We start from the raw sequence: 18,763 nt of genomic DNA on the forward strand, positions 1-18,763 counted from the left end.
CCGGACAACGCGGTCCGGTGCCGGCCCACGTCGAGAAGGTATTTCGGGCTATGCGCATTGGTGTCCTCACCTCCGGCGGCGACTGCCCCGGCCTGAACGCCGTCATCCGGTCGGTCGTGCACCGTGCCGTCGTCGACCACGGCGACGAGGTCATCGGTTTCCGGGACGGCTGGAAGGGCCTCCTGGAGTGCGACTACCTCAAGCTGGACCTCGACGCGGTGGGCGGCATCCTGGCCCGCGGCGGCACCATCCTCGGCTCCTCCCGGGTCCAGCCCTCCCATCTGCGGGACGGCGTGGAACGGGCCAGGGGCCATGTCGAGGAGCTCGGTCTCGACGCGATCATCCCCATCGGCGGCGAGGGCACGCTCAAGGCGGCCCGCCTGATGTCGGACGCCGGTCTGCCCATCGTCGGCGTGCCGAAGACCATCGACAACGACATCGCCGTCACGGACGTCACCTTCGGGTTCGACACGGCCGTCGGCGTCGCGACGGAGGCCCTCGACCGGCTCAAGACCACCGCCGAGTCCCACCAGCGGGTCCTGGTCGTCGAGGTCATGGGGCGCCACACCGGCTGGATAGCGCTGCACTCCGGGATGGCGGCCGGTGCGCACGCCATCGTCGTTCCGGAACGGCCCTTCGACATCGAGGAGTTGGCCACGAAGGTCGGTGCGCGGTTCGAGGCGGGCAAGCGGTTCGCGATCGTGGTCGCGGCCGAGGGTGCCAAGCCGCGGCCGGGCAGCATGAGCTTCGACGAGGGCGCCAAGGACATCTACGGGCACGAGCGGTTCGCCGGTATCGCCCGCCAGCTGTCCCTGGAGCTGGAACACCGGCTCGGGAAGGAAGCCCGGCCGGTCATCCTCGGCCATGTGCAGCGCGGCGGCACGCCCACCGCGTACGACCGGGTCCTGGCGACCCGGTTCGGGTGGCACGCGGTGGAGGCCGTGCACCGGGGGGAGTTCGGGAAGATGACGGCCCTTCGCGGGACGGACATCGTGATGGTGACGCTCGCGGAGGCCGTGGAGACGCTCAAGACGGTCCCCGACGACAGGTACGCGGAAGCGGAGTGTGTGCTCTAGCGGTTCGGCGGGTGCGGGAGCGTCGTGGCCGGTCGCGCTCACGCGGCGGAGCCACATGTGAGACACAGCCCCGCGCCCCCAGGACGTCGCACCGCCCCCGGTCGCAAGCGCGGCCGGGGGCGGTTCTAGTCTGGGGCGGACAGAAACGCACAACCCCCACGAATCAGGAGCCGTTGGATGGATCACAGCGGGCACGGCATGACCATGGATCTGCCGCCGTTCACGCTGGGGCGGGGTCTTCAGTGGTCGGCGGACCCGTTCTTCCTGGTGGCCTGCCTGGTGGGGCTCGCCCTGTACGGGTGGGGGGTCCTACGGCTGCGGCGGCGCGGGGACAAGTGGCCGGTGGGGCGGACCATCGCCTATGTCGCGGGCGTGCTGTCCATCGCCCTGGTGATGTGCACCGGGCTGAACGACTACGGCATGGTCATGTTCAGCGTGCACATGGTGCAGCACATGGTGATCAGCATGCTGTCGCCGATCCTGCTGCTGCTCGGCGCCCCCGTGACGCTGGCGCTGCGCGCGCTGCCCCCCGCCCGCCGGGGCCGCAAGGGGCCGCGCGAGGTACTGCTGATGTTCCTGCACAGCCGGTACATGCGGATCATCACGCACCCGGCGTTCACCATCCCCCTGTTCATCGCGAGCCTGTACGCGCTGTACTTCACGCCGATCTTCGACTTCCTGATGGGCTCCAAGACCGGGCACATCGCGATGATGGTGCACTTCCTCGCGACCGGCGTGGTGTTCTTCTGGCCCATCATGGGCGTGGACCCGGGCCCCAGCCGGCCGGGTTACCTGATGCGGATGCTGGAGCTGTTCGCGGGCATGCCCTTCCACGCGTTCTTCGGGATCGCGTTGATGATGGCCTCCGAGCCGATGGTCGAGACGTTCAAGAACCCGCCCGCCTCGCTCGGCATCGACGCGCTCTCCGACCAGAACGCGGCCGGTGGCATCGCCTGGGCGTTCAGCGAGATCCCCTCGGTGCTGGTGCTGATCGCGCTGCTGTTCCAGTGGTACGGCTCCGAACAGCGGCAGGCCAAGCGTATGGACCGGGCCGCCGACCGGGACGGCGACAAGGAACTTGAGGCATACAACGCCTATTTGGCCTCATTGAACGCACAGGGGCGTTGAAGGGGTTCGCATTCAGTAGCATGAAGCGTCAGGGGGAACCGCGGGGGGAGCGGTGATGACACTTCACGCATGTATGCAAAAGGCCGGGAAAAGGATCGCGTACTTCCTGGTTCTCTTTCTCCTACTGAGCGGCTGCGGCAGAGAAACACCCTTGGCCGTGGTGAAGGCGGTCGCGGCCGGCGTGCCTTCCCTGGCGCCGTTCTTCGACGAGGACGGCGGGCTCGGCCAGGACGCCCGGGTCCGGCCGCGGTCCGTGCGGGGAGGCCTGCAACAGGGGGACACACCGGGTCTGTACGGGGGTTCGAAGCAGCCGACCAGCTGTGACGTCGACCGACTCGAACGGTTCCTCACCGATCCCGCCCACCACCGTAAGGCACAGGCGTGGGCACATGCCCTGGGAATCCCGAAGGACGAGATCCCGGATTATCTGGAACAGCTCACACCTGTTCTGTTGCGTCACGACACCCTCGTGAAGAACCACGACTACAAAAAGGAAAAGGCCGTCCCCTACGACTCGCTGCTCCAGGCGGGAATCGCGATTCTCGTGGACCGGCAGGGACAGCCGTCGGTGAAGTGTTCGTGCGGAAATCCACTGCGGCCTTTCGAGGGTGACACGGGCCGGATCTCGGTCCGGTTCGAGGACGGCAACGAGAAGTGGCAGGGGTACGAGCGTTCCCGGGTGGTCGCCGTGCGGCCCGCGCCCCGGACGCTGGACCGGATCGCCCTCGTCGATGTCGAGGAGCCCGAGCGGGGCATCAGCCGGCCGGTCGGGACGACGGGCGAGGACGACTCCACGTTCGACACGACGAAGCGGCGCGCGGTGCCGAAGCTCACCGGGACGACGTTCGGGCAGGCGAGCCGGCGGCTGGCCGACTCGGGGCTGGCCGTCGGGTACGACGGGAAGGGACTGCCCCCGGCCGGGGCCGAGGTCACGGCCTGCGATCCACCGGCCGGGAGCGCGCTGCGGTTCGGCGAGTACGTGACGCTGAGCGTGGCCGACGGGAGGACGTCAGCGGGGAGGCCACCCGGTACGTCCACCTCCACGTCACCGGGTGGCTCCGGTGCGGCGACCACTCCCCCGGCCCCCGGATCCTCCGCGTCGACGGGCAGGGCGTCACCGCCCACCGGTGCGCCCGGAGCGTCGTCCTCGGCGCCCTCGTCCGGTACGCCGTCCGGGCCGGGGGCGGGGCCGGGTTCACCCGGGTCGAGCCCGCCGTCGAGTTCCGCGCCACCCTCGTCGAGCGCCCCGGCCGGCTCCGCGCCCGACGCGACCACCTCGTCCGGTCGGCCCCTCGGCTCCGCCGAGCCGCCGCCGACGAGCGCGCCGCCGCCCCCTCCCCCGGGCCCACCGGCCGACTCGCCCTCGACCGGTGACCCGGTCACCAGCAGCGCGCCGCCCCCGACCGGTGCACCCGTCACCGGCGGCCCCGTCACCGGCGCACCGGCGAGCAGCGAGCCGATCACGTAGCCGCAGAACCACGGGAGTCAGCGGATGCCCTCAGGATCATCGACGTCGGGAGTGGGCCGGGTCGTCGCCGGCCGCTATCTGCTGCTGAACCAGCTCGGCAGCGGCGGTATGGGCCATGTGTGGCTCGCCCACGACCGGAGACTCGCCTGCGAGGTCGCGCTCAAGGAGATCGTGTTCCGCGACCCGGTGGAGGCCGGTCACGAGCGGGAGACCCGGGTCGCCCGGGCCCAGGCCGAGGCCCGGCACGCGGCCGGGCTGCGCGGCCATCCGCATGTGGTGACCGTGCACGACGTGCTGGAGCACGAGGGGCTGCCCTGGATCGTCATGGAGTACGTGGCGGGCGCGATCGACCTGCGTGAACTGGTCGGGACCCGCGGGCCGCTCGCCCCGGCCGAGTGCGCCCGGGTCGGCCTCGCCGTGCTCGACGCGCTGACCGCCGGGCACCGGCGGGGCGTCATGCACCGGGACGTGAAACCGGCGAACATCCTGCTGGCGCCGGACCGCGGCGGGGCGCCGTACGGTCGGGTCCTGCTCACCGACTACGGGATCTCGGTGCAGCCGGACGGCGGCGAGACGCGGTACACGCTGGCGTCCGTCCTGGTGGGGACCGCCGGGTATCTGGCTCCGGAGCGGGCCACGGGCGGGGCGCCCACGGCGGCGGCCGACCTGTTCTCGCTGGGCTGCACGCTCTACCACGCCGTCGAGGGGCTGAGTCCCTTCGAGCGGGAGTCCCATCTCGCCGAGGTCACCGCGGTGGTCATGGACGAACCGCGGCCCGCCGTTCGGGCGGGGGCGCTGGGGCCCTTACTGGCCGCGCTGCTCGCCAAGGATCCCGGGCGGCGGCTGTCGGCGGCGGAGGCCGAGGCGGCGCTGTCACGGATCGTCACCCCGCAGGCCGAGGCGTACTCCCGGACCCAGACCGACCTGGGTTCACAGCCGCCCTGGGCGGGCGCTCCCGCACCGACGAGCGGCCCCCACGGCCTCGATGGGCCGAACCGGCCGACCGGGGCGGACAGGGCGGGACACGGGCAGTCGACGGCCGATCCGCACGGTTTCGTGCCGCCGACGGCCCCGCCCGGCCTCACGCCATCCGCGGCACCGCAGGCCTTCACGTCTCCCGCCGACCCGCAGGGGTTCGGCCCGCCCTTCGTGCCCGTGCCGCCGTCCGCGCCCGGCAGGCGGCGCCGGGAACGCTCGCACGTGCTGCGGGCCGTCCTGGCCTGCGGTCTCGGCATGCTCCTCGCCCTGGGTGGCGTCTGGTACGCCCTGGCGGACCGGTCCGCCTCCGACGGCGGCGGGGACGGCGGGAGCGGAGCGCCGTACGGAGCCGGCGTGGGGCTGGCGGAGCCGCTGCGGGACGGGGACTGCGTGCTCGCCGACTGGGCGGGCGCCGAGCGCTTCCGGGGCACACCCCGGCTGGCACTGGATCCGACCTGTGGAGCACAGGCGCCGGACGGGCAGGTACTGGCGTTCGTCGGGGCCGCGTCGGCGGACGAGGCGCGTCGGCTGGGCCCGGAACGGTGCGAGGAGCGGACGCGGGAGGCCCGGGACCGGCTCGCGGACGTGCGGAGTCACGCCGTCGTGCCGACCGCGGACGGTTTCACGGCCGCCGGGCGGCGCACCGCCTGTCTGGTGCTGGGCGCGCACGGGCCGCTGTACGGGCCGGTCGGCGGCCACCGCGCGACGGGCTCGGCCTTCGCGGACACGGCGACCATGCAGAAGCGGGACTGTCTGGACGTCCGCTCCAACCGGGACGCCCGCCTGGTGTCCTGTGCGGGGGCGCACGACGAGGAGGTGCTCGGGTTCACCCGGTTGGGCGCCGACGTCACGCTCGCCGAGGCGCGCACCGAGTCGGACGTGGCGTGCGGGCGGGAGGTGGCGCCGGGTGACTACGGCTTCGATCCGTCGGTGTACACGGCGGGCTCCTGGACGAGCGCGGGGCCCTGGAAGAACGGCACACATTTCGTCGTGTGCACCGTACGGAGGCAGAACGGGGGCACCATGGAGGGGGACGAATCATGAGGAGGGTGTCGCGATGCCCGGTTCCACGGACGGCTCGACCAGAACGATGGGGGTGCTCACCGTCGGCGGACTCGTCGCGGTGACGGCCTACACGGTGGCGCTCGGCAGCAACGGCTGGCTGTGGTTCGGCTGGGTCGTGCTGGGGCTGATCACCCTGGGGATGGTGGCCACCGGCAGCACCTGACCCCTTATCCGCCGCTGAGGCGGCTCGCCGAGTGCACCCCCGGCTGGTATTTCGGCAGCCGGGCGGTGATTTTCATGCCCGCGCCGACGGCCGTCTCGATGACCAGGCCGTAGTCGTCCCCGTAGACCTGACGGAGCCGGTCGTCGACGTTGGACAGTCCGATGCCGCCCGAGGGGCTGATCTCGCCCGCGAGGATGCTGCGCAGCAGGACGGGGTCCATGCCCGCGCCGTCGTCCTCGATGACAACCAGGGCCTCGGCTCCGGCGTCCTGCGCGGTGATGCTGATGTGGCTCTTCCCGGCGAACACCGTCTTGCCCTCCAGGCCGTGCTTGACCGCGTTCTCGACGAGGGGCTGGAGGCAGAGGAAGGGCAGGGCGACCGGCAGCACCTCGGGGGCGATCTGCAGAGTGACGGAGAGGCGGTCGCCGAAGCGGGCCCGGACGAGCGCCAAGTAGTGGTCGATGGCGTGGAGTTCGTCGGCGAGCGTGGTGAAGTCGCCGTGCCTGCGGAACGAGTAGCGGGTGAAGTCGGCGAACTCCAGGAGCAGTTCGCGGGCGCGTTCGGGGTCGGTGCGGACGAACGAGGCGATCACCGCGAGCGAGTTGAAGATGAAGTGCGGGGAGATCTGGGCGCGCAGGGCCCTGATCTCGGCCTCGATGAGCCGGGTGCGGGACTGGTCCAGGTCGGCCAGCTCCAGCTGCACCGACACCCAGCGGGCGACCTCGCCGGCCGCGCGGACGAGGACCGCGGACTCGCGGGGGGCGCAGGCCACGAGGGCGCCGTGCACACGGTCGTCGACGGTGAGGGGGGCGACGACGGCCCAGCGGACCGGGCAGTCGGGGGTGTCGCACTTCAGGGGGAAGGCCTCGCCGCGGCCGGTCTCCAGGGGCCCGGCGAGGCGTTCCATGATCTCGGCGCGGTGATGGTCGCCGACGCCGTCCCAGACCAGGACCTGTTCCTGGTCGGTGAGGCAGAGCGCGTCCGTGCCGAGCAGGGTGCGCAGTCTTCGGGCGGACTTGCGGGCGGTCTCCTCGGTGAGGCCGGCCCGCAGCGGGGGCGCGGCGAGGGAGGCGGTGTGCAGGGTCTGGAAGGTGGCGTGTTCGACGGGGGTGCCGAGCCCGCCGAGGTTCTGCGGCCGGGTGGTGCGCCGGCCGAGCCAGAATCCCGCGGCGAGCAGCGGCAGGATCGCCACGCACAGTCCGGCCAGGAAGCCGCTCATGCCTTCACCTCCGCCCGCAGTTCCTCCGGCAGATGGAAGCGGGCCAGGATCGCCGCCGTGCCCGCCGGGATGCGTCCCGCCGTCGCCAGGGACACCAGCACCATCGTGAGGAAGCCGAGGGGCACCGACCAGAGGGCGGGCCAGGCGAGCAGGGCGTGCAGCGAGCCCGTGCCGGGGAAGCCGGCCATGGTCGCGGCCACGGCCAGGAACGCGGAGCCGCCGCCGACCAGCATGCCGGCGGCGGCGCCCGGCGGGGTCAGCCGGCGCCACCAGATGCCGAGGACGAGCAGCGGGCAGAAGGACGAGGCGGACACGGCGAAGGCCAGCCCGACGGCGTCGGCGACGGGCAGTCCGCCGACCAGCATGCTCGCCGCGAGCGGCACGGCCATGGCGAGCGCGGTGCCGAGTCGGAAGTGCCGTACGCCGCGCGAGGGCAGGACGTCCTGGGTGAGGACGCCCGCCACGGCCATGGTCAGGCCCGAGGCCGTGGACAGGAACGCGGCGAAGGCGCCGCCCGCGACCAACGCGCCGAGCAGTTCGCCGCCGAGGCCGCCGATCACGCGCTCGGGCAGCAGCAGGACGGCGGCGTCCGCGTCGCCGGTGATGGTGAGTTCGGGGGCGTAGAGCCGGCCGAGGGCGCCGTAGACGGGCGGCAGCAGGTAGAAGCCGCCGATCAGGCCGAGGACGACCACCGTGGTGCGGCGGGCGGCGACGCCGTGCGGGCTGGTGTAGAAGCGGACGACGACGTGCGGCAGGCCCATCGTGCCGAGGAAGGTGGCGAGGATGAGGCCGTAGGTGGCGTACAGCGGGCGTTCCTCCCGGCTCGCGGCCAGCGAGGTCGACATGCCGCCGTTGCTGCCGCGGTCGGCGGCCGGCACGGTGGCGCCCTGGTCGAAGGTCAGGCGGGTGCCCTGTTCGATGCGGTGGGTGCCGGCGGGGAGCCGCAGCCGTCGGCCGTCGTGCGGGCGGCCGTCGACCGTGCCGCTCACCGTGACGGTCAGGGGAGCGTCCAGTTTGAGGTCGAGGCTCGCGTCGGCGCGGACCACCCGCTGGTCGCGGAAGGTGGCCGGTTCCTCGAAGGCCCGCCGGGGTGCTCCGTCGCCCTGCCAGGCGAGGACCAGGAAGAGGGCGGGGACGAGCAGGGCGGTGAGTTTGAGCCAGTACTGGAAGGCCTGGACGAAGGTGATGCTGCGCATGCCGCCGGCGGCGACGGTGGCGACCACGACGGCCGCGACGATCACCCCTCCGAGCCACTCGGGTGCGTCGGTCAGGACGGTCAACGTCAGTCCGGCGCCCTGGAGTTGGGGCAGCAGATAGAGCCAGCCGACGCCCACGACGAAGGCGCCCGCGAGCCGCCGTACGGCCGGGGAGGCGAGCCGGGCCTCGGCGAAGTCGGGGAGTGTGTAGGCGCCGGAGCGCCGCAGCGGGGCGGCGACGAACAGCAGGAGGACCAGATAGCCGGCGGTGTAGCCGACCGGGTACCAGAGCATGTCCGGGCCCTGGACGAGGACCAGGCCGGCGATGCCGAGGAAGGAGGCGGCGGAGAGGTACTCGCCGCTGATGGCGGCCGCGTTGAGGCGGGGGCCGACGGTGCGGGAGGCGACGTAGAAGTCCGAGGTCGTGCGGGATATGCGCAGGCCGAAGGCGCCGACGAGGACGGTCGCCACCACGACCAGGGCGACCGCGGGGACGGCGTAGTTCGAGTCCATCGGCCGGCTAGCGGTCTTCCACGAGGCGCACGAAGTCCCGTTCGTTGCGTTCGGCGCGCCGCACGTACCAGCGGGCGAGCAGCACCAGGGGGAGGTAGAGGCCGAAGCCGAGGACGGCCCATTCGAGGCGGCGGGCGTCGGGCATCGCCGCGAAGAGCAGGGGCAGCGGGCCGACGAGCAGCCCGAGGACGGCGAACACGGCGAGGGCGGCCCGCAGTTGGGTGCGCATCAGGGAGCGGACGTAGGTGTGGCCGAGGGTGGTCTGTTCGTCGATCTCGGTGCGGGGCCGGTAGTAGTCGGAGGCCCGGCGGGTGCGCCGGGGCGGTCCGGTGACGACGACACGGCGGTCGGCGGGGTCCTGGGGCACGTCAGGGCCTCCTCATCAGCAGGTCCCGCAGCTCACGGGTGTGGCGGCGGCTGACCTGGAGTTCCTCGGAGCCGACCACGACGCTCACCGTGCCCGCGTCGAGGCGGAGTTCGCCGACATGGCGCAGAGCGACCAGGTGGCGGCGGTGGATGCGGACGAAGCCGCGGCCCCGCCAGCGGTCCTCCAGGGTGGACAGCGGGATCCGTACGAGGTGGCTGCCCTTGTCGGTGTGCAGCCGGGCGTAGTCGCCCTGTGCCTCGACGTGCGTGATGTCGTCGACGGAGACGAAGCGGGTCACGCCGCCGAGTTCGACGGGTATGTGGTCGGGGTCGGGTTCGTGGACGGGGATGCGGGGGCCCAACTCGCTGCGTTCGGCGGCCCGGCGGACGGCCTCGGCGAGGCGTTCCTTGCGGACGGGCTTGAGGACGTAGTCGACGGCCTTGAGGTCGAAGGCCTGGACGGCGAAGTCCTCGTGGGCGGTGACGAACACGACGAGCGGCGGCTGCGCGAACCCGGTGAGGAGCCGGGCGAGGTCCAGTCCGTCGAGGCCGGGCATGTTGATGTCGAGGAAGACCACGTCGATCGCCTCCGGCCCGTCGGGCCCCGACTCCAGGGCGCGGTTGATGCGGCGCAGCGCCTCGGTCGCGTCACCGGCACCCTCGGCGCTGCCGATGCGGGGGTCGGCGTTGAGGAGGTACAGCAGTTCCTCCAGCGAGGGGCGTTCGTCGTCGACAGCCAGGGCACGCAGCATGAACCCGGAGTGTAGGAGTAATTCGTACGGGTGGACACGCACCGGGGGCGACGTCGGCGCTGGGTACTTGGCCGGTCGCACGCTGGATACAGTGCCCGCATGAACAGCAGGCCCGCGCCGTTCGACGAGCTCGACCGGAAGATCGTCACCGCGTTGATGGCGAACGCCAGGACCAGTTTCGCCGAGATCGGGGCGGCCGTGGGGCTGTCGTCGACGGCGGTCAAGCGCCGGGTGGACCGGATGCGGGACACGGGCGTGATCACCGGGTTCACGGCCACGGTCCAGCCCGCGGCCATGGGCTGGCTGACCGAGGCGTACGTCGAGGTGTACTGCGAGGGTGCGGCTCCGCCCCGGCGGCTCGCGGAGGTCGTCCGCAACCATCCGGAGATCACCGCGGCGATGACGGTGACCGGCGGCGCGGACGCGCTGCTGCACGTGCGGGCGCGGGATGTCGACCACTTCGAGGAGGTGCTGGAGCGGATCCGGATCGAGCCGTTCATCCGGAAGACGATCAGTGTGATGGTGCTGTCCCATCTCATCCCGGAAAGCCCGGAGGCCGGTGCCAGCCAGCCCGCACCGGAGAAAAACCACGGCCGCGCAGCAGACGTGCGCTGACCCGGCCAAAGACGCAGTGTTCCTGCGCGGACACGCAATTCCTGTTCCTTGTCCACCGTATCGGTCAGTTCCTACCGTGGTGTCAACCCTCAGTCGACACCCACAGGAAGCGGAGGAACCCCTCTGTGACCGATACCCGTGTGCCGCGCCGACGGCGCTTCCTTGTCTGCGAACCCAGACATTTCGCCGTGCAGTACGCGATCAACCCCTGGATGCACCCCGACACCAGGGTCGACGTCGACCTGGCCCAGGAGCAGTGGCAGTCGCTCATCGACGCCTACCGCACCCACGGCCACGACGTCGACGCCCTCGAACCCATTCCCGGGCTCCCGGACATGGTCTTCGCCGCGAACTCGGCGGTCGTCGTCGGCGGCCGCGTCTTCGGCTCCCTCTTCCACGCCCCCGAGCGCCGCCCCGAGTCCACGCACTACGACACCTGGTTCACGTCCGCGGGCTACGACGTCCACCGCCCCGAGTCCGTCTGCGAGGGCGAGGGCGACCTCGTGTGGACCGGCCGGTACGTCCTGGCCGGCACCGGGTTCCGCACCACCCGGGAGGCGCACCGCGAGGTGCAGGAGTTCTTCGGCCACCCGGTGATCAGCCTGACGCTGGTGGACCCGTACTTCTACCACCTGGACACGGCCCTGTTCGTCCTGGACGGCGGGCACGACGGAAACATCGTGTACTACCCGCAGGCGTTCTCCGCGGGCTCCCGCGAGGTGCTGGCCCGGCTGTACCCGGACGCGGTCCTCGCCACCCGCGACGACGCGATGGCCTTCGGCCTCAACTCCGTCTCCGACGGCCGCCATGTCTTCATCGCCCCGCAGGCCGAGGCGCTCGCCTCCCGGCTCACGGACCACGGCTATGTCCCCGTCCCCGTCGACCTCTCCGAGTTCCAGAAGGCCGGCGGCGGCATCAAGTGCTGCACCCAGGAGATCCGCTCATGACAGCTCCCAGCCGTATCCCTGTCCGTACGCGAACCTCCGCCGACCTGATCAGCGCCGAGGAGCCGGTCCTCGCGCACAACTACCACCCGCTGCCCGTGGTCGTCGCCCGCGCCGAGGGCACCTGGGTGGAGGACGTCGAGGGCCGCCGCTACCTCGACATGCTGTCCGGCTACTCGGCCCTCAACTTCGGTCACCGCCACCCCGCGCTGATCGAGGCCGCCCACCGCCAGCTGGACCGGCTGACGCTCACCTCGCGCGCGTTCCACAACGACCGGCTCGCCGAGTTCGCCGAACGGCTCGCGGAGCTGACGGGCCTGGACATGGTGCTGCCGATGAACACCGGCGCCGAGGCGGTCGAGAGCGGCATCAAGGTGGCCCGCAAGTGGGCGTACGAGGTCAAGGGCGTCCCCGCCGACCGGGCGACGATCGTGGTCGCGGCCGACAACTTCCACGGCCGTACGACGACGATCGTGTCGTTCTCCACGGACGAGACGGCGAGGGCGGGCTTCGGCCCCTTCACCCCGGGCTTCCGGGTCGTGCCGTACAACGACCTGGCCGCGCTGGAGGCGGCGGTCGACGAGACCACGGCGGCGGTGCTGATCGAGCCGATCCAGGGCGAGGCCGGGGTCGTCATCCCCGACGAGGGCTATCTGACCGGCGTCCGCGAACTCACCCGCCGCGAGGGCTGCCTCTTCGTCGCCGACGAGATCCAGTCGGGGCTCGGCCGTACCGGCCGCACGCTCGCCCTGGACCACGAGGAGGTCGTCCCGGACCTGCTCCTGCTGGGCAAGGCGCTGGGCGGCGGGATCGTGCCGGTGTCGGCGGTGGTCGGCCGCCGGGACGTCCTCGGTGTACTCCGTCCGGGCGAACACGGGTCGACGTTCGGCGGCAACCCGCTCGCCGCGGCGGTCGGCACGGCGGTCGTCGAACTGCTGGAGACGGGCGAGTACCAGCGCCGGGCGACCGAGCTGGGCACGGTGCTCCGTGACGGCCTGACCGCGCTGGTCGGCCAGGGCGTCGTCGGCTTCCGCTCACGCGGCCTGTGGGCGGGCGTGGACGTCGACCCCGCGATCGGCACCGGCCGCGAGGTGAGCAGGCGCCTCATGGACGTGGGCATCCTCGTCAAGGACACCCACGGCTCGACGATCCGGCTGGCGCCGCCGCTGACGATCACGGAGGCGGAGCTCACCTCGGCGCTGGAGGCACTTCAGGGGGTGCTCCGGCAGGGCTGAGGCTCCCGGCCGGTGCGGGCGGGCGGTTCCCGCCCTCCCGCACGCCCTCCCCGACCGGCGAGGTGCCCTCGCCCCTACCAGCTCCACCCTCTGACGCAGTGCGGTCCTGCCGTTGAGGGGCAAGATTGAGTCAGGAGGTGGTAGACCACTCTCAGCGACAGAGAGGTCGGCCGTGAGCACTTTTGAGGAGCACGAGGTGACCCGCCGGCGGTTCGACGTGGCGGACGCGGCGCCCCTGCTGCTCGACGCGGCAGGGGTGGTGACGAGCTGGAGTGCCGACGCGCAGCGGCTGCTGGCGTACCCGGCCGCCGACGCGGTGGGCCGGAACCTGGCAGATCTCGTGACCGCCGACGACGCCGAGCGGGTACCTCGGCTGATCGAGCGCTGGCGCCGGGACGGCGGCTGGGCGGGCCTGCTGTCGGTACGCCGCGCGGACGGGCGGACGGTCAGGGTCATGGCGCGGGTCACCGCCGCGGAGGAGACCCGGGGGCCCTCGCGCTGGCTGGCGCTGCTCTCGGAGATGGCCGAGGCCCCCGGCTGGGACATGAACCGCTCCGTGCTGGAGCAGATGGTCTCCCGCTCCCCCATCGGCATCGCCATCGTCGACACCGACCTGCGGTTCGTCTGGTCCAACGCCGCCCTGGAACAGTTCGGCGGCGGACCACCCGAACGGCGGCTGGGGCTGCGACTGGGCGACGTCCAGCCGGGCCTGGACGCCGACGCCGCCGAGGCGCACATGCGGCACGTCCTGGCGACCGGGGAGTCGGTCGTCGAGTACGAGCAGCTCGGCAGCCTGCAGTCCTCGCCGCACCGGGAGACCGCGCAGGTGCTGTCCTTCACCCGGCTCGACGACGAGCACGGGCACCCGATGGGCGTCTACTACAGCGTCGTGGACATCACCGCGCACCATCGTGCCCGGCAGCGGCTGGCCCTCCTCGACCGGGCCGGCGCGTCCATCGGCCGCAGCCTGGACATCGTGCAGACGGCACAGGAGCTGGCCGACGTGGCCGTGCCGACGCTCGCCGACCTGGTCGTCGTGGACCTGCTGGAGTCGGTGCTGCGGGGCGCGGAGCCGGCGCCCGGACCCCTGCGCGGGTCGGACCCGGTACGGCTGCGACGGGCGGGCCGACGCTCGACGCACCGGGCCGGCGACGAGCACGGTGGCACCTCCCCGGCGGGGGGCGTCGGCGAGGGCGGTCCACCGGCCGTCGACGTCGGCGACCGGGCCGCCTACCCGCCCGACTCGCCCCCGGTCCGGGCCCTGGCCACCGGCCGGTCCTGGCGTGCGGAACGGCTCGATCCGCGCGCCCGGGAGTGGGGTTCCGACACCCCCGGAACCCCCGACGCCGACCTTCCCGGCGGCCGTGGGACCACGTTCCTGGACCTCGGACTGCACAGCGCGATGGTGGTGCCGGTGCGGGCCCGGGGCGTCACGCTGGGCGTGACCACGTTCTTCCGGCACCGGCGGCAGGAGCCGTTCGACGACGACGATCTCAGCCTGGCCGAGGACCTGGTCTCGCGGGCCGCGGTGTGCGTGGACAACGCGCGGCGCTACACCCGCGAGCGGGACGCGGCCCTGGCCCTGCAGCGCAACCTGCTCCCGCACCGACTGCCCGACCAGGACGCGGTGGAGGTGGCCGCCTGCTACCGCCCGGCCAACGAGCTGACCGGCCTCGGCGGTGACTGGTACGACCTGATCCCGCTCTCCGGCGCGCGGGTCGCCCTCGTCGTGGGCGAGGTGCCCGGGCACGGCATCGACGCCGCCGCGACCATGGGGCGGCTGCGGACCGCCGTACGGACGCTCGCGGCGCTGGACCTGCCGCCGCACGAGGTGCTGGCCCACCTCGACGACCTGGTCGCGCGCACCGCGCAGGAGGAGAGCGGGGCACCGGCGGACACCGAGGGGGACGACAGCACGCAGGCGGTGGGGTCCGGGTGCCTGTACGTCATCCACGACCCGGTCGACGGGCGGTGCCTGATGGCTGCCGCCGGGCATCCCGCCCCCGCGGTCGTCCGGCCCGACGGGAGCGTCACCTTCGTCGAGCTGCCGCAGGGGCCGCCGCTGGGCGCCGGCGGCCGGCCGTTCGAGTCGATCGAGCTGACACTGCCGGAGGGCAGCACGCTCGCGCTGTACACCGACGGTCTGCTGGCCCGCGACGAGGACTGGGCCCCGGACCCGGACCGGGCGCGACTGCGGCGGGCCCTGGAGCGGGCGGCGACCTCGCTCGACCAGCGCTGCCGGGCCGTCGTGGAGGCCCTGGTGCCGGACCGTCCGCACGACGACGTGGCGCTGCTGATGGCCCGGACCCGGCTGCTGGGCGCCGACCGGGTGGCGTCCTGGGAACTGCCCCCGGACCCCTCCGTCGTCGCCGACGCCCGCAAGGCGGCCTGCCGCCGGCTGTCGGACTGGGGGCTGGACGAGCTGGCCTTCACCACGGAGCTCGTCGTCAGCGAACTGGTCACCAACGCCATCCGGCACGCCACCGGGCCGATCCGGCTCCGGCTGATCAAGGACCGGACGCTGATCTGCGAGGTCTTCGACGGCGGCACCACCGCCCCGCACCTGCGCCATCCCCGCACCACGGACGAGGGCGGGCGCGGACTGCTGCTGGTCTCCCAGTTCACCCAGCGCTGGGGCACCCGGTTCCTGCCGGAGGGAAAGGTCATCTGGGCGGAGCAGTCGCTCACCGATCCTCCGGTGTGACACGACGTGGGACACCGGGGTGATCCCGGTGGTGAGAGCGGGAGCCATGAACGACTCGGCCATGAACGGTTCGGCCATCGACTACGCGGCGGTGTTCCAGGGCCTGCCCGGAATGGTGGCCCTGCTCACGCCCGACCTGGTGTACGCGGACGTCAACACGGAGTTCCTGCGGATGGCCGGCCGCAAGCGCGAGCAGATGGTCGGGCGGCATCTCTTCGAGGTCTTCCCGGACAACCCGAACGACCCCGCGGCCACCGGCATGCGCAACCTGGAGGCCTCGCTGCGGCGGGTGCTGGCCACCGGCGAGCGCGACGCGATGGCGCTCCAGCGGTACGACGTCGAGGACCCCGAGCGGCCCGGTGAGTGGCAGGAGCGGTACTGGAGCCCGTGCAACGCCCCGGTGCTCGGCCCGGACGGCGAGGTGGTGATGCTGGTGCACCGGGTCGAGGAGGTCACCGAGCTGATCCGGGCCCGTGGCGGCCGGGGCACCGGCCGGGCCCGGGTGCTGGAGGCCGAGCTGTACACGCGGGCCCGCGAGCTCCAGGAGCTCAACGAACGGCTGCGGCAGGCGCACGCCCGGGAGCGCGAGGTGGCCCTGGCCCTCCAGGAGGCGATGCTGCCCGCCCACCGGCAGGTGGGCGGGCACCGGGCCGCCGTCCGCTACCGGCCCGCGGTCGGCGCGCTGAACGTGTGCGGTGACTGGTACGACATGGTCGACCTGGTGGGCGGCCACCGGCTCGGCGTGTCCGTGGGCGACGTGGTGGGGCACGGACTGGCGGCGGCCGGTGTCATGGGTCAGCTGCGCAGCGCGCTCAGCGCCGCCTCCCGGGTCGCGGAGGGGCCCGCCGAGGCACTGGACGTCCTGGGCCGGTACGCCCATGTGGTCGACGGCGCCGAATCGGCCACCGCGGTCACCGCGTTCGTCGACTTCGACCGGTACACGATCACCTACAGCAGCGCCGGTCACCCGCCGCCCGTCCTGGTCCACCCCGACGGCCGGGTGGAGTTCCTCGACCGGGCCACCGACCCCCCGCTGGACGCCCGCCCCGAGCCCGTGCCGAGGCCCCAGGCCTGCACCACCTTCACCGCCGGTGCCACGCTCGCCCTGTACACCGACGGCCTGGTCGAACGGCGCCGCCAGGACATCGACACCAACCTGACCCGGCTGGCCGACGCCCTGCGCCGCCACCGGGCCGCGGATCCCGAGACCCTCGCCGACGCCGTCCTGCTGGAGCTGCTGCCGCCGGGCGGCGCCACGGACGACACGGCCCTGGTCGTCGTCCGGCTGTGACCGTGGCCGTCGATCATCGGCCAACTCCGGGCCGGGGCCCGCCCGGCGCGGTTCCGGCGACCGCGCCCTGCCCCCTACACTGGCAGCCCCACTACGTGCCGGTTGACCTGCTTTAACGCGGCGGTTGAGCCGACCGCCGGAGTGAGGAGCGACCCCCTTGTTCTACTACCTGCTCAAATACGTGTTGCTGGGGCCGTTGTTGAGACTGGTCTTCCGCCCGCGAATAGAAGGCCTGGAGCACGTTCCGGCGTCGGGTGCGGCCATCATCGCGGGCAACCATCTTTCCTTCGCAGACCACTTCCTGATGCCCGCGGTGCTGAAGCGGCGCATCACCTTCCTCGCGAAGGCGGAGTACTTCACGGGGCCCGGCGTCAGGGGCCGGCTGACCGCGTTCTTCTTCCGCAGCGCGGGTCAGATCCCGGTCGACCGCTCCGGCAAGGAGGCGGGCCAGGCCGCGATCCGCGAGGGCCTGGGCGTGCTGAGCAAGGACGAACTGCTCGGCATCTACCCCGAGGGCACCCGGTCGCACGACGGCCGCCTCTACAAGGGCAAGGTCGGCGTCGCGGTGATGGCGCTCAGGGCCGAGGTGCCCGTCGTCCCCTGCGCAATGATCGGCACCTTCGAGGCCCAGCCGCCCGGCAAGGTCGTCCCGAACATCCACCCCGTGGTGATCCGCTTCGGCAAGCCCCTCGACTTCTCCCGGTACGCCGGCATGGAGAACGAGAAGGCCGTCCTGCGCGCCATCACCGACGAGATCATGTACGCCATCCTGACGCTGTCCGAGCAGGAGTACGTCGACCAGTACGCGGCGGTCGCCAAGGCGGAGGAGGCCGAGGCGAAGGCCAAGGCCAAGGCCAAGGCCAAGGAGCGCAGGTTCCCGCGGATGCCACTGAGCTGACGTCCGAGGACGTCCCCCTGTCCCCCTCCGCGGTCGGCCTCTGCTCTCGGCAGAGCATCTGGCACCGGTGGCGGGCCCGGTCGTACGGTCGCCGCATGAGACGTGCTGTGGTGGTCGGGGCGACGGGACAGATCGGGCGGGTGGCCGTGGGCGCACTGGCCCGGGACGGCTGGGAGGTGACGGCCCTCTCACGCGGCGGCGGCCGGGACGGGAGCTGGCCCGAAGGCGTACGGGCGGTGCGGGCGGACCGGGAGGACGACGCGGCCCTGGCGGCGGCGGTCGGCGACGGCTGTGACGTCCTGGTCGACATGGTGGCCTACGGGCCGGAGCACGCACGGCAGTTGACCGCGCTCGGCGACCGCGTGGGCTCGGCCGTGGTGATCTCCAGTGTGTCGGTCTACGAGGACGACGAGGGCCGGAACTTCGACACCCAGGACGAGCCGGACGGCTTCCCCCGGTACCCGGTGCCGATCACGGAGGGCCAGCGGACCGTCCGCCCCGACGACAGCTCGTACAGCGCCCGCAAAGCGGGACTGGAGCGGGAACTCCTCGCCGCGGGCTCACGGCTTCCGGCCACGCTGCTGCGCGCCGGGGCGATCCACGGACCGCACTGCCGGACACCGCGCGAGCTCTACTTCGTCAAGCGCAACCTGGACGGCCGGGCCCGGCGCGTCCTCTCCTACGGCGGCGGGAGCCGGTTCCATCCCGCGAGCGTCCACAACCTCGCGGAGCTGGTCCGGCTGGCCGCCGCACGGCCGGGGAGCCGGGTCCTCAACGCCGTGGATCCGGACGCGCCGCCGGTGACGGAGATCGCCCGCGCGATCGACGCCGTGATGGGGGTCGAGACCGAGAGTGTCCTCGTGGACGGGCCGCCGCCGGCGCCCACCGTCGGGGAAACGCCGTGGTCGGTGCCGGCGCCGGTGGTGTGCGACATGTCCGCGGCCGAACGGGATTTGGGCTACCGCCCGGTGGCCCGTTACACGGAGACGCTGCCGGACACCGTCGCGTGGATCGAGGGCCGGCTCGCCGGGCGCGACTGGCGGGAGGCCTATCCGAAGATGGCCGCCACCTACGGCGACCTCTTCGACTACGCGGCGGAGGACGCGTTCCTCGACGGATAGGAAGGAAGCACGCACGCGAGAGGGGGGCGGC

The 18,763-nt window shown here is 72.6% G+C and carries 16 protein-coding genes; 12 read left to right on the plus strand and 4 right to left on the minus strand.

Going from position 1 to position 18,763, the window contains the following annotated elements; genetic code table 11:
- Positions 1-50: 50 nt before the first annotated feature.
- From ACZ5VD_RS11690 to ACZ5VD_RS11710, 5 genes are all read left to right on the plus strand, one after another.
- A complete protein-coding gene (locus ACZ5VD_RS11690) occupies positions 51-1,076 on the plus strand; it encodes a 6-phosphofructokinase (RefSeq protein WP_468549827.1) in 1,026 nt (341 codons plus the stop codon).
- A 177-nt stretch (positions 1,077-1,253) separates the two neighbouring features.
- A complete protein-coding gene (locus ACZ5VD_RS11695; RefSeq protein ID WP_468549828.1) occupies positions 1,254-2,204 on the plus strand; it encodes a cytochrome c oxidase assembly protein in 951 nt (316 codons plus the stop codon).
- 157 nt (positions 2,205-2,361) lie between these two features.
- A complete protein-coding gene (locus tag ACZ5VD_RS11700; protein ID WP_468682201.1) occupies positions 2,362-3,672 on the plus strand; it encodes a DUF6777 domain-containing protein in 1,311 nt (436 codons plus the stop codon).
- Positions 3,673-3,696: 24 nt separating this feature from the next.
- Positions 3,697-5,694 carry a protein kinase domain-containing protein gene (locus ACZ5VD_RS11705; protein WP_468682100.1) on the plus strand — a complete coding sequence of 666 codons (1,998 nt, stop codon included), beginning with the start codon at positions 3,697-3,699 and terminating at the stop codon, positions 5,692-5,694.
- Positions 5,695-5,707: 13 nt separating this feature from the next.
- A complete protein-coding gene (locus ACZ5VD_RS11710) occupies positions 5,708-5,878 on the plus strand; it encodes a hypothetical protein (RefSeq protein ID WP_468549830.1) in 171 nt (56 codons plus the stop codon).
- Between the two features lie 4 nt (positions 5,879-5,882).
- On the opposite strand, the gene ACZ5VD_RS11715 is transcribed toward ACZ5VD_RS11710, so the two are convergent.
- Genes ACZ5VD_RS11715 through ACZ5VD_RS11730 form a run of 4 tightly spaced genes read right to left on the minus strand, consistent with a single transcriptional unit; the run spans position 5,883 to position 9,924 of the window.
- Positions 5,883-7,097: a sensor histidine kinase gene (locus tag ACZ5VD_RS11715; RefSeq protein WP_468549831.1), complete on the minus strand. Its 1,215-nt coding sequence runs from the start codon at positions 7,095-7,097 to the stop codon at positions 5,883-5,885.
- Entirely contained in the window at positions 7,094-8,806 is a 1,713-nt protein-coding gene (locus ACZ5VD_RS11720) for a sodium/solute symporter (protein WP_468549832.1), read from the minus strand. Before ACZ5VD_RS11720 ends, ACZ5VD_RS11715 begins: the two co-directional genes overlap by 4 nt.
- A gap of 7 nt (positions 8,807-8,813) precedes the next feature.
- Complete coding sequence (locus tag ACZ5VD_RS11725; RefSeq protein ID WP_468549833.1) at positions 8,814-9,173, minus strand: hypothetical protein; 360 nt, start codon at positions 9,171-9,173, stop codon at positions 8,814-8,816.
- 1 nt (position 9,174) lies between these two features.
- Positions 9,175-9,924 (minus strand): LytR/AlgR family response regulator transcription factor, encoded by a 750-nt coding sequence (locus tag ACZ5VD_RS11730; RefSeq protein ID WP_468549834.1) that lies wholly within the window; start codon positions 9,922-9,924, stop codon positions 9,175-9,177.
- Positions 9,925-10,023: 99 nt separating this feature from the next.
- Between ACZ5VD_RS11730 and ACZ5VD_RS11735 the strand changes: the two genes are divergently transcribed.
- The 7 genes from ACZ5VD_RS11735 (at position 10,024) to ACZ5VD_RS11765 (ending at position 18,732) form a co-directional block, all read left to right on the plus strand.
- Complete coding sequence (locus ACZ5VD_RS11735; RefSeq protein WP_468682101.1) at positions 10,024-10,539, plus strand: Lrp/AsnC family transcriptional regulator; 516 nt, start codon at positions 10,024-10,026, stop codon at positions 10,537-10,539.
- A 125-nt stretch (positions 10,540-10,664) separates the two neighbouring features.
- Entirely contained in the window at positions 10,665-11,486 is an 822-nt protein-coding gene (ddaH, locus tag ACZ5VD_RS11740; protein WP_468549836.1) for a dimethylargininase, read from the plus strand.
- Complete coding sequence (rocD, locus tag ACZ5VD_RS11745) at positions 11,483-12,718, plus strand: ornithine--oxo-acid transaminase (protein WP_468682103.1); 1,236 nt, start codon at positions 11,483-11,485, stop codon at positions 12,716-12,718. The genes ddaH and rocD overlap by 4 nt, the downstream gene beginning before the upstream one ends.
- 172 nt (positions 12,719-12,890) lie before the next feature.
- Positions 12,891-15,422 (plus strand): SpoIIE family protein phosphatase, encoded by a 2,532-nt coding sequence (locus ACZ5VD_RS11750; RefSeq protein WP_468682105.1) that lies wholly within the window; start codon positions 12,891-12,893, stop codon positions 15,420-15,422.
- Between the two features lie 61 nt (positions 15,423-15,483).
- Positions 15,484-16,713, plus strand: coding sequence for a PP2C family protein-serine/threonine phosphatase (locus ACZ5VD_RS11755; RefSeq protein ID WP_468550004.1), 1,230 nt, complete (start codon positions 15,484-15,486; stop codon positions 16,711-16,713).
- A 157-nt stretch (positions 16,714-16,870) separates the two neighbouring features.
- On the plus strand, positions 16,871-17,611 hold the full coding sequence (locus tag ACZ5VD_RS11760; protein WP_468682107.1) for a lysophospholipid acyltransferase family protein: 741 nt from the start codon (positions 16,871-16,873) through the stop codon (positions 17,609-17,611).
- A 95-nt stretch (positions 17,612-17,706) separates the two neighbouring features.
- Positions 17,707-18,732: an NAD-dependent epimerase/dehydratase family protein gene (locus ACZ5VD_RS11765; RefSeq protein WP_468682109.1), complete on the plus strand. Its 1,026-nt coding sequence runs from the start codon at positions 17,707-17,709 to the stop codon at positions 18,730-18,732.
- Positions 18,733-18,763 lie beyond the last annotated feature (31 nt).

The organism is Streptomyces sp. NPDC032822 (genome assembly GCF_055578825.1).

Bases quoted from the DNA above. Each gene is read 5' to 3' on its own strand.
- ACZ5VD_RS11720 (WP_468549832.1), bottom strand. From the start codon at position 8,806: ATGGACTCGAACTACGCCGTCCCCGCGGTCGCCCTGGTCGTGGTGGCG.
- ACZ5VD_RS11730 (WP_468549834.1), bottom strand. From the start codon at position 9,924: ATGCTGCGTGCCCTGGCTGTCGACGACGAACGCCCCTCGCTGGAGGAA.
- ACZ5VD_RS11705 (WP_468682100.1), top strand. From the start codon at position 3,697: ATGCCCTCAGGATCATCGACGTCGGGAGTGGGCCGGGTCGTCGCCGGC.
- ACZ5VD_RS11695 (WP_468549828.1), top strand. From the start codon at position 1,254: ATGGATCACAGCGGGCACGGCATGACCATGGATCTGCCGCCGTTCACG.
- ACZ5VD_RS11715 (WP_468549831.1), bottom strand. From the start codon at position 7,097: ATGAGCGGCTTCCTGGCCGGACTGTGCGTGGCGATCCTGCCGCTGCTC.
- ACZ5VD_RS11710 (WP_468549830.1), top strand. From the start codon at position 5,708: ATGCCCGGTTCCACGGACGGCTCGACCAGAACGATGGGGGTGCTCACC.
- ACZ5VD_RS11765 (WP_468682109.1), top strand. From the start codon at position 17,707: ATGAGACGTGCTGTGGTGGTCGGGGCGACGGGACAGATCGGGCGGGTG.
- ACZ5VD_RS11690 (WP_468549827.1), top strand. From the start codon at position 51: ATGCGCATTGGTGTCCTCACCTCCGGCGGCGACTGCCCCGGCCTGAAC.
- rocD (WP_468682103.1), top strand. From the start codon at position 11,483: ATGACAGCTCCCAGCCGTATCCCTGTCCGTACGCGAACCTCCGCCGAC.
- ACZ5VD_RS11755 (WP_468550004.1), top strand. From the start codon at position 15,484: ATGAACGGTTCGGCCATCGACTACGCGGCGGTGTTCCAGGGCCTGCCC.
- ACZ5VD_RS11735 (WP_468682101.1), top strand. From the start codon at position 10,024: ATGAACAGCAGGCCCGCGCCGTTCGACGAGCTCGACCGGAAGATCGTC.